The sequence below is a fragment of the Streptosporangium sp. NPDC048886 genome (genome assembly GCF_055586905.1).
Genome location: NZ_JBVJHH010000027.1, coordinates 81,797 through 95,342, shown reverse-complemented (window position 1 = coordinate 95,342; position 13,546 = coordinate 81,797). Strand labels below are relative to the sequence as shown.

Genomic DNA, 13,546 nt, shown 5'->3' with positions numbered 1-13,546 from the left:
CACGGCGAGTGCCCGGTGACCGCTGTCACGACGGCCGGCCGGCCTCCGGAGCGGCCCCGGCCCTCTCGGGCGCCTCCGCCCTGGGCATGGCGGCCATGAGGGCGATGAGGACGACCGCCGGCGCCACCCCCCAGACCAGGACCTCGGGGACCGCTCCGGCGATCGCCTCCGGCCGCTGGTCGTCCCCCACGTGGCGGATGAGGAGGTTGTTGAACAGGGCGACCCCCATGGCCATGCCGAACCCACGGACCGTCACCACCGCCGAGGTGACGGCCCCGAGGTCGGCGGGCCGTACCGCGTTCTGCGCGACGGTCATGAGGTTCTGCATGATCAGGCCGAAACCGACGCCGAGCACCGCCATCCCCGCGGCCACGAGCGCGTAGGGGCTGTCCAGGTCCGCCCGGCTCAGCAGCAGCAGCCCCGGCACCACGACGACCGCGCCGGAGAGCAGATAGGGCGTGAAACGCCCGCTTCTCCCGGCCCGGCCGCCGGCGATCGCGGAGACCACGATGAAGGTGATGAAGTACGGATTGCCGGCGAGTCCGGCCTGGGTGGCGCTGAGGTCGAAGGCGACCTGCAGGTAGGTGGGCAGGAACACGATCGAGCCGTACAGCAGGGCGCCGAGCAGCGCCGTGGCCGGGAACACGACGCGCAGCGTACGGCCGGCGAACAGCCTCGGCGGGATCAGCGGGGCGGCGGCACGCCGTTCCTGCCACCAGAAGGCCGCCGCCAGCGCCAGGGCGGTCACGACGAGCCCCAGGACGGCCGGCGAGGTCCAGGAATAGGTGCGCCCGCCCCACTCGGTGACCAGCAGCAGGCTCACCGTGGCCCCGGCGAGCAGCACCGCGCCCGCGACGTCCATGCGGGCGCCGTCCCCGCTCCTGGGCAGCCGGAGCGAGGTGGCGACCAGGACGATCGACAGCAGGCCGATCGGCAGGTTGACGTAGAAGATCCAGCGCCAGCCCGCGGCGTCGGTGAGGGAGCCGCCGACGAGCGGGCCGCCCACGCTGGCCAGGGCGAAGACGCCGCCCACGTAGCCCTGCACCCGGGCCCGCAGACGGAGGGGGAAGAGCTCGGCGAGCGCGATGCTGGGGACGGTGAACAGCGCCCCCGCCCCGACGCCCTGCAGCGTCCGGGCGGCGATGAGCTGGGGCATGGACTGGGCGAGGCCGCACAGGGCGGAGGCGACGGTGAAGACGGTGATCGCGGACAGGAAGACGGCACGCCGTCCGAAACGGTCGCTCAGCCGCCCGTAGACCGCGCCGGTGGCGGTGGAGGCGAGCACGTAGGCGGTGACGATCCAGCCGATGGAGCCCGCCTCGCCGAGGTCGGCGGCGATGTCCGGCAGGGCGATGGCGACCACCGTCTGGTCCAGGACGGACATCAGGATGCCCAGCACGAGCCCCGCCACGGCGAAGGGGAGCCTCCTGCTCCCGGCCCCGTGGCCGTCCGCCGGGCCGCTCTGGCCGGTGCCGGTGTCGGGGGAGGCGGTCCTGCCGGTCATGCCTGGCCCTTCCCGACGGGGAACGGGGCGGGCAGCGCGAAGTCCGCGCTGAGCAGGTCCTGGTCCAGCACGCTGGCCGCGACGGTGCCGGCGGCCGCGGCGGCGACGACGGCGGCCAGCGGCATCGGCACGGTGGCCCGCCGGGCCATGTCCCCCGCCGCGTAGACGCCGGGCACGCTGGTCCGGCCGAACTCGTCGACCTCGACGGTGGCGTCGGGGAAGACGGCGCACCCCAGCTTCCCGGCGATGCCGGAGCGCTGCCGCAGCGTGGTCTTGACGAACAGCGCGTCGCGGGCCAGCGGCTGGGCGCCCTCGAACACGATCTGCCTGATCCTGCCGCCCTCGCCCGCCAGACGGGTGATCGGTTCGTCGCGCACCGGGATCCCGTTGCGGGCCGGCAGGTCCCGCAGGGCCGGCTCCAGCGGGGAGCCGTCGGTGCACAGCACGACGTCGTCGGTGAACCGGCTCAGGTGCAGTGCCAGACGTACCCGGTCCGGTCCCGCGCCGATCACGGCGATGCGCCCGCCGCTGACCTCGTACCCGTGGCAGTAGGGGCAGTGGAAGGCCGAGCGGCCCCACAGCTCCTCGACGCCGCTGATCGGGGGCAGCTCATCGGCCAGGCCGGTGGCCAGCAGCAGCCGCCGGCCCCGCTCGGCGCCGCCGCCGGCCGGCCGGACCTCGAATCCGTCACCGGGCAGGTGGTCCACCTCGTCCACGGCGACGTCCCGGGTCCGGACCGACGGGTAGGCCCCGAGCTGCTCGTGCCCGATCCGGCGCACCTCGGCCGGCGGCGTCCCGTCCCGGGTGAAGAAGTTGTGCACGGCCCCGGCGGGCGCGTTGCGCCCCTCGCCGGCGTCCAACAGCAGCACGGTGCGGTGGGCGCGGCCCAGGGTCAGGGCCGCGGCGAGCCCGGCCGGGCCGCCGCCAATGATGATCACATCAAGCATGTCGTCTCCTCTGCGGCGGGGACGGGTCCCCGCTCCTTGACAGCGGGACCAACTCTGCAAGTTAATGTGAACATGAAGTCAAGTGCCGGGGCCGAGATGACCATCGGAGAGCTCGCCGCGCGGTTCGACCTCGCCCCGCACGTGCTGCGGCACTGGGAGGCGATGGGGCTGCTGACCCCGGCGCGGAGGGCGAACGGGCGGCGTCGTTACACCGACGACCACCTGTCACGGGTGACGATGATCGTCCGAGGCAAGGCCGGCGGTCTCAGCCTGGAGCAGCTCCGCGAGATCCTCGACGCAGCCACCTCCGCCGAGCGGCGCGAGCTGCTCAGCCGGCACCGGGCGGAGCTGGAGCTGCGGATCCAGCAGACCCAGATGTCCAAGCAGCTGGTCGAGCACGCGCTGGAGTGCGGGGAGGAGGACTTCACCCGGTGCCGGACGTTCCAGCGGATGTGCGCGGACCTGCCCGCCCCCACCGGCCGGCGGGAAGACCCGCCCGCCGGGGAGACCCTCGGCCGGCCGTCGCCGGGATCGCTCTAGCGGACCGTCCACCCGCCGGGGAGCATGAGCGGGCCGTAGGACGGCAGGCCCAGCTCGGCGGCCAGATGGGCGAGCGGCCCCCAGGCCTCCAGGCGGAGCCGTGCCATGGCGGCGGTCCTGTCCTCGCTGGACTCCGCCGGGCGCAGGCGCTCCAGCGGGCTCAGCCTGGGGTAGACGCGCACCGGGGCGTCAGCGGCCAGGCCGGCCTGCCTGCGGGCCAGGATGAGGGCGTCCTCCAGGCCGCCGAGCTCGTCGACGAGCCCGCCGGCGTGGGCGTCGGCGCCGGTCCAGACCCGGCCCCTGGCCAGCTCGTGGGCCCGTTCCCGGGACAGGCCCCGGCCCTCGGCCACCTTGTTCACGAAGTCGTCGTAGACCCGGTCCAGCCAGGCGTTGACCCGCGCCCACTGGGCCTCGGAGAAGGCGTTGGTGGAGGAGAACATCCCGGCGTTGGCGCCCTCGCCGACCGTCTCGGAGGACACGCCGATCTTCTCCAGCAGCCCGCTGATGACCGCCTTGCCGCCGAACACGCCGATGGAGCCGGTGAGCGTGCCGGGCTGGGCCACGATCGTGTCGGCGGCCATCGAGACCATGTAGCCGCCGGAGGCCGCCATGTCGCCCATCGAGACCACGATCGGCTTGCCCGCCTTGCGGGTGAGGACCACCTCGCGCCAGATGGCGTCGGAGGCCACGTACGAGCCGCCGGGGCTGTCCACCCGGAAGACGACGGCCTTGACGTGCTCGTCGCGGCGGGCCGCGCGCAGGGCGGCGCAGACGGTGTCGGAGCCCATCGCGCTGCCGCCGCCCAGCGGGCTCCGCCCGCTGCGGCCGAGCCGGATCGCGCCGTGGCCGTGGACCAGCGCGACGGTCTGCTCGCCGGGGCGCGGGAGCTTCTTGGCGATCGGGCCCTTGGCGTAGCGGCTCACGTAGAGCAGCAGGGCGTCGTCGCCGACGGCCTGCTTGACCTCGTCGTAGACCTCGTCGCGGTAGGCGAGCCGGTCCACGAGACCCGCCTCGACCGACTCGGCGCCGATGAACGGGCCCTGGTCGATGAGCTCGCGGACCTTGGCGGGGTCCAGCCCGCGCCCGTCGGCGACGCCCGCGACGACCTGCTCGGTGACCGACTCGGTGATGCGGCCCATCGACTCGCGGTGGGCGTCGGTCATGTGGTCCTGGGTGAAGGTGTTGGCCGCGGTCTTGTACTCGTGCCGCTGGCCCATCTGGTACTCGACGCCGAGCTTGCCGAGCGCCCCCCGCAGGAAGCGCTGCTCCATCGCGACGCCGGTCAGCCCGACGTCGCCCGACGGCTGCAGGTAGACCCGCTCGAAGGCGCTGCCGAGGTAGTAGGGCACGGTGCCGGCGCCGAACTCGCCGAACGTCTCGGCGAAGGCGACCGTCAGCTTGCCGGAGGCCCGGAACCGGGTCACGGCCTCGCGCAGGTCCTGCACCATCGCCAGCCCCATCGGCTGGGTGCCGATCTTGACGATCAGCGCCTTGACCCGGTCGTCCTTCCTGGCGCGCTTGAGCCCCGACAGCACGTCGGTCAGGCTCGTCTTGCGCATGGACAGGATCGCGCCCAGCGGATCGGCTGGAGGGCCCTCGGTCAGGCCCTCGGTGAGGTCGAGTTCAAGGACCAGTGGAGCGGTGCGCCGCTGCCGGAACCGGTCGACGGTGTCGATGATCACCTTGGTCGCGTCCATGGCTATCACCCTAAGCGACCTATCTCGGACTTAAGCGATACGGCGTTCGTTCACACGCTTTTTCAGCATTGAGGGGTATGCAGTGGAGGGCGAACCCTTCAGTCGCTGCCGCTCCGCCGCGGCGAGAGCCTCCTTGACGGTGGTCGACCCGTTGACCTTCGCGGTGAAGTTGACTCCGCCGTGCGCCCAGTTCAGCCAGGCGGCCAGCAGCTCGCTGTCCAGCTTGACCTTGTTGGTGAGCTTCGTCTTCTTGGTGGGCTTGAGGACCCGGTAGGCCGTGCCCGGCGTGGAGGCGCGGGTGAGCTCGGGGAAGACGTCACTGGCCTTCGCGACCAGGCGCAGGTAGCAGCCGAGCGTCTCGTCCGTCAGCGTTCCCTTGTCCCGGGCCATCTCCGTGGCCCACCCGGCGGCGGTCAGGGTCTTGGTGGCCCTGCCCCGGGTGCACACCGCCGGCGCGGTGGCGGGCGAGGCGGTGACGGTCACCGTGACCGTCACCGTCGGCAGCGGGACCGGGCTGGGGGCGGGCGGGTCCGCCGGGCCGGGGGCCGGCACCGGGCCGGAGCTCGGGTCGGGGCTCGGGTCGTCACCGGAACCGTCGTCGGGATCGTCCGGACTGGAGTCGCCCGAGCCCGGCGACTGGGTCGCCGGCGGAGAGGGGGCCCGGTCGGTGAGCGCGCCGTAGACGTCGAGGCGGGGAGTGGTCACCCCGTCGTAGACGATCGGGCGGCCGGCCTTGCGGAGCTGCTCCAGGAGCGCGTCCGGGGTGGCCTCCGCCGACTTCTGGGCCAGCAGCGCGAAGGCGCCCGCCACGTGCGGGGTCGCCATCGAGGTCCCGCTGTAGACCTGCCGGCCGCCACCGGGCACCGAGGAGTCGATGTCCACGCCGGGGGCGAAGAGGTCGAGGATCGGGCCGCGGTTGGACCAGTCGGGGATGACGTCGCCGCCGTCGGTGGCTCCCACGGTCACCGCGCTGGAGATGCACCCGGGCGCCCCGGCGCCGGTCTCGTACTCGTTGCCGGCGGCGGCGACGGTGGCCACACCCTTGGCGCGCAGGGCCTCGATCCTCTCCTTCATCTCCTGGAGGGCGGGTTCGGCGTCGCACGCCCCGTTGAAGAGGCCGCCGCCGAGGCTGAGGTTCACCGCCGCGATGTCGCGGGTGCTCCTGGCGACGTGGTCGAGGGCCAGCAGGATCGAAGATTCGTAGGCGGTCAGGCAGGACTCCTCGCCGCAGGATTCGGCGTCGTCGATCCGGCTGAAGACCTGGATCGCCATGATGTCGGCGTCGGGGGCGACGGCGGAGGCGATCCCCGCCACGTGGGTGCCGTGGTCGCAGAGGTTGACCGAGTCCTTCACGCACATGGCGGTCTCCGCGTCGGCGGACCCCGCGCCGATCTGCGTGTCGCTCCCGCCGGGGCACAGGGACTTCGCGCCGTCGTCCGTGGCGGAGAAGCACGCCTCCTCCACGACCCTGCCGCGGAAGGCGGGGTGGTCCCGGTCGATCCCGGTGTCGACGACCGCGATCATCTGGCCCCTGCCGGTGAACCCCGCGGCGTGGGCCTGGTCCGCCCCGATCACGCTGAGGCCGGTGCCCAGGTCGCTGGGGGAGTAGGTGCGGTCCCGGCGGACCGACACCACCCGGGGGTCGTCGGCCAGCGCGGCCAGGGACTCGCCCGTGCCCTCGACCACGATGAACGAGGTGTCCGGCGGCTGGAGGACGACCTCGGTGCCGGACAGCGTCTCCGCCTCGCCGGCGACCGGCGCGGCCTCCGCCGGGGCGGTCACCTCGACGATGACGCGGGCTCCGTCGCCGTCGGCGGCCAGCCCGGGCTCCAGCTTGGGGGCCGGCGACTGCTCGGCGGGCGGCGGGACGGGCGTCCCCTCATCCGGGGGCGGTGTCTCCCCGCCGGGTGGCGGTGTCTGCGTGGCGGGTGTCTCCCCGCCGGGTGCCGGCGTCTCCGTGCCGGGTGCCGGAGAGTCCTGGACGGCCGCCGGAGGTGGTGCCGGCGCCTCCTCGGCGAGCGCGGGAACGCCAGGGGCGACAGTGAGCACGATCGCCAGGGCCACGAGGGCTCGAAGTCGCACACGTCCTCCGGGGGGATCAAACGGGCGATTGGGAGTCTAAGCAGCCATTTGTCCCGAGTGAATACCTTGATCCGGATTCTGAGGAATCTTTCAGAAACGGCTCGGCCCCCCGCGGCGTGACGCGCACGGAGGGCCGAGTGTTCGAAATGCTACTTGAGTCCGCTGGCGATCGCGCTGATGAGTTCACCGTTGGCGGTGTCGCCGCTGGTCTCCCAGAAGAACGCGCCGCCCAGACCCTGGTTCTTGGCGTAGGTCATCTTGCCCGTGACGGTGGCCGGAGTGTCGTAGCCCCACCACTGGCCGTTGCAGAAGGCGTAGGCCGTGCCACCGATGGTGCCGGTGGCGGGGCACTTGGTCTTGAGGACCTTGTAGTCCTCGTTGCCCGCCTCGTAGGTGCCCGGGGCTGCGCCGGTGGCGGCGCCACCCGGAGCCGCCTGGGTCACGCCGGTCCAGCCGCGGCCGTAGAAGCCGATGCCGAGAAGGATCTTGTTGGCGGGCACGCCCTTGCCCTTGAGCTTCTGGATCGCGGCGTCGGAGTTGTAGCCGTCCTTCGGAATGCCGGGGTAGGCGGTCAGGGGCGAGTGCGGAGCCGTCGGGCCCTTGGCGTCCCAGCTGCCGAAGAAGTCGTACGTCATCGGCATGATCCAGTCGAGGTACTGAGCCCCGCCGGCGTAGTCGGCGACGTCCATCTTGCCGCCGGTGGAGCCGTCGGCGGTGATCGCCGAGGTGACCAGCGCGGTGGGGCCGAACTTGGCGCGCAGCGCGGACAGGACGTTCTTGTACGCGGCCGGGCCGCTGGTGTCACAGGTCAGGCCGCAGGCGTTGGGGTACTCCCAGTCGATGTCGATGCCGTCGAAGACATCGGCCCAGCGCGGGTCCTCGACCATCTTGTAGCAGGAGTCGGCGAACGCGGCCGGGTTGGCCGCGGCCTGGGTGAAACCACCGGACCAGGTCCAGCCGCCGATGGAGTAGATGACCTTGATGTTCGGGTAGGCCTTCTTCAGCTTGCGGAGCTGGTTGAAGTTGCCGCGCAGCGGCTGGTCCCAGGTGTCGGCGACGCCGTCGACGCTCTGGTCGGCGGTGTAGGCCTTTTCGTAGTCGGCGTAGGAGTCGCCGATCGAGCACCTGCCGCCGGCGGAGTTGCCGAAGGCGTACAGGATGTGCGTCAGCTTCGCCGCCGAACCACTCGTGACCAGGTTCTTCACGTGATAGTTGCGGCCGTAGACGCCCCATTCGGTGAAGTAGCCGACGACCTTCTTGCCCGAGGGGTCAGGGGTGACCGTCGGGGTGGGGGTGGGTGTCGGGTCGACCGTGGGAGTGACCGTCGGGGTGGGGGTCGGGGTGGGCGTGGGTGTCGGGTCCGGGTTGCCGCCGCCGTCGCAGGCGCCGCCGTTGAGCTTGCAGTTGAGCACGCCGGACAGCCCGCCGGGCGAGCCGGTGAAACCGAAGCTCACCGAGGCCCCCGCCGCCAGCGCCCCGTTCCAGGACTTGTTGACGAAGGTGTAGTGGTTGCCGCTCTTGGTGAGGTCGGCGTCCCAGGCGGAGGCGATCGAGTTGCCCGCCGGGAGGTCGAACTCGACCTTCCAGCTCGTCAGCGCGCTCGTCCCCGCCTTCACGGTGACCTTGCCCTGGAAGCCTGAGCCCCAGTCGGAGTCGGTCGAATAGGTGGCGGTGGCGGGAGTGGCGGCCGTCGCGGCGCTCACCCCCAGGGGGACGAGCAGCGCCGCCGCTGCGATTAGGGAGCCGATGGTGATTCGTCGCAAGGGTCGCTCCAGGTCAGAGAGTTCCTAGCCCCCGAATTCACAGGAAAGTTTCCTATTAGTTTTCAGAGCGTAAGTTCTCGTTCCCGGGTGGTCAATGCCCTGCCGGGCGACATAAGGCCGATTTAAGGTCCGCCGGACGCCCGCCGTACCGCCCCCGGACGCGAAAGGGCCGGTCACGTCCCACGTGACCGGCCCGATCGGTTGGGATTACAGTTGGGAAAACTTACTTCGCCTTGTTGACGTACGCGCTCAGATACTTGGCGGCGCCGGAGAGCTGCGTTGCGGTCGCCTTGCCGTTGAGGCGGTGCCTCTCGGCGACGGCGACGGCGCTCTTGAGCGTGGTGGTGCGGTGGACCTTGGTGGAGCCGTCGTAGACGCCGTGGGCCCAGTTCAGCCAGGCGGCCAGCAGCTCACGGTCCAGCGTGGCCCGGGCGCCCTTGCCCCGGAGCACCTTGTAGGCCTTGCCCAGCGAGTTGGAGTCGGTGGCCTCGGGGAAGACCTTGCTGCCGTTCTGGGCGAGGCTCAGGTAGCACAGCAGGGTCTTGTCGGAGAGCTTGCCGGCGCCCTTGCGGAACTCCGCGGCCCACTGGGCGGCGGTCAGCGCGGTGGTGCCCCGGCCGCGCCCGCACAGGTCCGGCACCGGGATCGGGCTCACGTCGCCCAGGCCCCTGCCGGTGGCGGTCGGAGTCGGGGTCGGCTTGGGCGTGGCGGACGGCTCCCTCGTCGGCGTGACCGTCGGCGTCGCGGTGGGCGTCGCGGTGGGCGTCACCGTGGGCGTGGCGGTCGGGGTCGGCGTCGGGGTCGGGGTCGGGGTCGGGGTCGGGGTCGGGGTCGGGGTGGCCGGGTTCAGCGCGGCCCAGAGGTCGATCCGCGGCGTGACGACCTTGACCGCGACCGGCTCACGGTCGACGGTCTCGACGCTGTCATAGGTGATCGGCTTACCGGTCCGCCGCAGCAGCGTGAGCAGCTCCTCCACCGAGGCGTCCGGCCGCTTCTGGCGGAGCAGGGCGAAGGCGCCGGCGACGTGGGGGGCGGCCATCGAGGTGCCGCTGTAGACGTCGTAGGTGTTGTTGCGGCCCCGGCTCGACCACTTGTCGCTGGGGACCGAGGATTCGATCCCCACGCCCGGCGCGAACAGCTCAAGCTGCTTGCCCTGGTTGGAGAACGGCGCGACCGCGTCGTTGTCGTCGGTGGCGCCGACGGTGACCACGCTGGAGACGCAGGCGGGCCAGGAGACGGCGCCCACGGTGTGCTCGTTGCCCGCGGCGACGACGGTCGCCACACCCCTGGCGCGGAGCGAGGCCGCCTCCGGGAGGGTCTCCTGGCCGTTCGGCAGGCGGTCGCAGTCCGTGGCGGAGCTGCCGCCGCCCAGGCTCATGTTGGCCGCGGCGATCTTGTGCGTCGCGGCCAGCGTCTCGACGTGCGCGAGCGCCTGGCGGATGTTGGACTGGTAGGCCCCGATGCAGGGGACCTCGGCCCAGCTGCCGCAGCCGTTGGGTCCTCCGTCGTAAATCTTGCTGAACACCTGGATCGCGATGACGCCCGCGCCCGGCGCGACGCCGTCGGCCGGGGCGCCCGGGGTGAGCTTGCCCGCCGCGATGCCGGCCACGTGGGTGCCGTGGGAGCAGAGGTTGCCGCGCGGGATCAGGCTGTAGCAGTTGGGCGTCTCGGCGTCGGCCGCGCCCGGTCCGATCTGCTTGGAGCCGAAGTTGGGACAGAGCGAGATCGCGATGTCCTTGATGCTGGAGGTGGAGAAGCACGCCTCGGCGGCGATCCGGCCCGCGAGGAAGGGGTGGTCGCGGTCGACGCCGGTGTCGATGACCGCGACCGCCTGGCCGCCGCCGGTGACGCCGGTGGCGTGGACCTTGTCCGCGCCGATCACCTTGGTGCTCGTCAGCAGTGAGGGGAAGGTGAGGGTGTCGACCTTGACCGACTCGACCTCCGGCTCCTTCTTGAGCTGGGCGACGTCCGTCTTGTCGACGACCGCCACCAGGAAGGACTCCGCCGCCTCCTGCAGGAGGACCTTGTCGCCCTCGGCTTTCAGGTCCTTGGCGACGCCGCCGACCTGGGAGGAGGTCTTGGTGTCGATGATGACGCGGACCTTGTTCTCGAAGGCCTCAAGGGCTTTCCTGGTCTCGGCCTGGGTGGGCTCGTCGACCTCCGGCGCTGTCTGCAACGTTCCGGAGAACGCCTGCGGGAACGTTCCAGGGAGCGCCTGCGGGGACGTCACGGAGACGGCCGAGGCGGTCCCCGGCGTGATGGCGAATGTGGTGGCGGTCACGGCCAGGACGGCCGCTCCCGCCATGAGACGTCGAAGTCTCACTGGTCCTCCGGGGGAAGAGACCGCGCCGACGACGGCGCGGCCAGGGGCGAGCTAGGCGACCCCGGCCGGCCTCAGCCGGACGGGACCGAGTCGTCGTGGTCGCCGGGCACGACGGACAGCGGCCCCGAGCTCACCCGGAGCTCGTCACGGCCCGCTCGCCCCCCACCCGCTGACCAGCCGACAGGCGCGCGCGAGCCGAGGCTCGCGCGCACTGTGAGGCGCCAGCTTAAGGGGAGCTTAAGGAAATTATTGAGGTTTGAGTTGATTTGTGATCTAGCTGAGGTCTCCCGTGGCGACGCTCCTGGCCGCGGCCCCGTCCAGGACGCCCCCGGCCGCGGTCTCGTCCGGGGCGTCCGCGGTCGCGGCCCCGTCCGGGGCGCCCCCGGCCGCGGTCTCGTCCGGGGTCTCCACGGTCACCGCCGTCACGGCCGCGGCTTCCGCGACGGGCTCCTCCTTGACGCGCTCGCCGGAGTGGCGCAGCCAGACCGCCCCCAGGGGCGGGACGCGCAGGCGGGCCGAGTACGGCAGGCCGTGCCACGGCTCCTCCGCCGCCTCCACGGCGCCGAGGTTGCCCACCCCGCTGCCCGCGTAGTCGTAGGCGTCGGTGTTGAGCGCCTCCTCCCACGGGCCCGCGGCGGGCAGGCCGAGGCGGTAGTCCTCATGCGGCGAGCCGGAGAAGTTGGCCACGCAGGCGACGGCCGAGCCGTCCGGGGCCAGCCGCAGGAAGGAGAAGACGTTGCCCTGCGCGTCGTCGGCGTCGATCCACCGGAAGCCGTCGGGGGAGGTGTCGAGGCTCCAGAGGGCGGGGGTCTCCCGGTAGATCCGGTTGAGGTCGCGGACCAGCCGCTGGACCCCCTTGTGCCCGTCGAAGTCGAGCACCCACCAGTCGAGCCCGCGCGACTCCGACCACTCCGAGCCCTGACCGAACTCCCCGCCCATGAACAGCAGTTGCTTGCCCGGGTGGGCCCACATGAAGGCGTACAGCGCGCGCAGGTTCGCGAAGCGCTGCCACTCGTCCCCGGGCATCTTGCCGAGCAGCGACCCCTTGCCGTGCACCACCTCGTCGTGCGACAGCGGCAGCACGAAGTTCTCCGAGTAGGCGTACATCAGGGAGAAGGTCATCTGGTGGTGGTGATACTGGCGGAAGATCGGCTCGTGTCTGAGGTAGGCGAGGGTGTCGTGCATCCAGCCCATGTTCCACTTGAACCCGAAGCCGAGCCCGCCCAGGTGCACCGGCCGGGAGACCCCGGGCCAGGCGGTCGACTCCTCGGCGATGGTGACGATCCCCGGCTGCTCCCGGTAGGCGACCGCGTTCATCTCCTTGAGGAACTCCACCGCGTCGAGGTTCTCCCGCCCGCCGTACTCGTTGGGCGTCCACTCACCCTCGCGCCGCGAGTAGTCGAGGTAGAGCATCGAGGCGACCGCGTCCACCCGCAGCCCGTCGATGTGGAACTCGCGCAGCCAGTAGAGCGCGTTGGCGACCAGGAAGTTGCGCACCTCCCTGCGGCCGAAGTCGAAGATGTAGGTGCCCCATTCGGGGTGCTCGCCCCGCGCCGGGTCGGCGTGCTCGTACAGTGGCGTCCCGTCGAAGCGGGCCAGTGCCCAGTCGTCCATCGGGAAGTGCGCGGGCACCCAGTCGACCACCACCCCGATGCCCGCCCCGTGCAGGCGGTCCACCAGGTGGCGGAACTCGTCCGGGGTGCCGAACCGGGCCGTCGGCGCGTAGTAGGACGTCACCTGGTAACCCCAGGAGCCGCCGAACGGATGCTCGGCCACCGGCATGAACTCGACGTGCGTGAACCCCATGTCCACCACGTAGTCGACCAGTTCGGTGGCCAGCTCCCGATAGGACAGCCCCGGCCGCCATGAGCCCAGGTGCACCTCGTAGGTGCTCATCGGCTCCGCCGCCGCGCTGTGCTCCGCGCGCCGCCGCATCCACTCGCCGTCCTGCCAGCCGTACTCCGACCTGTCGATCACCGACGCGGTGGCGGGCGGGGTCTCGGTGCGCCGGGCCATCGGGTCGGCCTTGGCCCGCCAGACCCCGTCGGCGCCGAGGACACCGAACTTGTAGCGGTCGCCCTCGCCCAGCCCGGGGACGAACAGCTCCCAGACCCCGGACCTGCCCAGCGAGCGCATGGGATAGGCGGTGCCGTCCCAGTGGTTGAAGTCGCCCATCACCCGGACCCCGCGCGCGTTCGGCGCCCACACGGCGAAGGCGGTGCCGTCCATGTCCTCGTGCCGCATGACCCGCGCGCCGAGCACCTCCCACAGCCGCTCGTGGCGCCCCTCGCCGATCAGGTGCAGGTCCATCTCGCCCAGCGTGGGCCAGTGCCGGTAGGGGTCACCCGTCTCGTACGGCTCGGCCCCGGTGTAGGTGACCCGGAGGCGGTAGTCGGGGACCTTGTCCAGCCCGGGGATCGTCACCGCGAACACCCCGTGGGCGAGGTGCTCCATGTCGTGGACCTGGCCGTCGGTGACGACCTGGACCTTCTCGGCGAGTGGCCGCAGCGCCCTGACGGTCACGCCCCCCGGCCCCGGGTGCGCCCCGAGGATCGAGTGCGGATCGTGGTGCGCCCCACCTGCCAGGCGCTCCAGGTCCAAGTGCGCGTTCATGGCTCACTCCCGTAGATCGGTATCCCCTAACCCTGCCCTATCGGGGCGCTCCAACCCATGCCCCTGTCCGCTATCAC

At 71.9% G+C, this 13,546-nt stretch carries 8 protein-coding genes; 1 reads left to right on the top strand and 7 read right to left on the bottom strand.

All coding sequences use genetic code 11. The annotated features are described in order from the left end of the window. Positions 1-25: 25 nt before the first annotated feature. Both ACZ6R6_RS30330 and ACZ6R6_RS30325 read right to left on the bottom strand, forming a co-directional pair. A complete protein-coding gene (locus ACZ6R6_RS30330) occupies positions 26-1,504 on the bottom strand; it encodes an MDR family MFS transporter (RefSeq protein WP_470099028.1) in 1,479 nt (492 codons plus the stop codon). Beyond that, positions 1,501-2,451 carry an NAD(P)/FAD-dependent oxidoreductase gene (locus ACZ6R6_RS30325; RefSeq protein ID WP_470099026.1) on the bottom strand — a complete coding sequence of 317 codons (951 nt, stop codon included), beginning with the start codon at positions 2,449-2,451 and terminating at the stop codon, positions 1,501-1,503. Before ACZ6R6_RS30325 ends, ACZ6R6_RS30330 begins: the two co-directional genes overlap by 4 nt. Positions 2,452-2,523: 72 nt before the next feature. Between ACZ6R6_RS30325 and ACZ6R6_RS30320 the strand changes: the two genes are divergently transcribed. After that, complete coding sequence (locus ACZ6R6_RS30320; RefSeq protein WP_470099024.1) at positions 2,524-2,991, top strand: MerR family transcriptional regulator; 468 nt, start codon at positions 2,524-2,526, stop codon at positions 2,989-2,991. Here ACZ6R6_RS30320 and sppA read toward each other — a convergent pair. The 5 genes from sppA to glgB all read right to left on the bottom strand — a co-directional run bounded on the left by sppA (position 2,988) and on the right by glgB (position 13,469). Beyond that, complete coding sequence (gene sppA / locus ACZ6R6_RS30315; protein ID WP_470099022.1) at positions 2,988-4,688, bottom strand: signal peptide peptidase SppA; 1,701 nt, start codon at positions 4,686-4,688, stop codon at positions 2,988-2,990. The two genes, ACZ6R6_RS30320 and sppA, sit on opposite strands and share 4 nt — an antisense overlap. 30 nt (positions 4,689-4,718) lie before the next feature. Then, positions 4,719-6,770: a S8 family peptidase gene (locus ACZ6R6_RS30310; protein WP_470099020.1), complete on the bottom strand. Its 2,052-nt coding sequence runs from the start codon at positions 6,768-6,770 to the stop codon at positions 4,719-4,721. 149 nt (positions 6,771-6,919) lie between these two features. Beyond that, the gene (locus ACZ6R6_RS30305) at positions 6,920-8,533 is read right to left on the bottom strand and encodes a glycosyl hydrolase family 18 protein (protein WP_470099018.1); all 1,614 of its coding nucleotides are present in this window, start codon (positions 8,531-8,533) and stop codon (positions 6,920-6,922) included. Between the two features lie 223 nt (positions 8,534-8,756). Beyond that, positions 8,757-10,856, bottom strand: coding sequence for a S8 family peptidase (locus tag ACZ6R6_RS30300; RefSeq protein WP_470099016.1), 2,100 nt, complete (start codon positions 10,854-10,856; stop codon positions 8,757-8,759). Between the two features lie 273 nt (positions 10,857-11,129). Then, a complete protein-coding gene (gene glgB / locus ACZ6R6_RS30295) occupies positions 11,130-13,469 on the bottom strand; it encodes a 1,4-alpha-glucan branching protein GlgB (RefSeq protein ID WP_470099014.1) in 2,340 nt (779 codons plus the stop codon). Positions 13,470-13,546 lie beyond the last annotated feature (77 nt).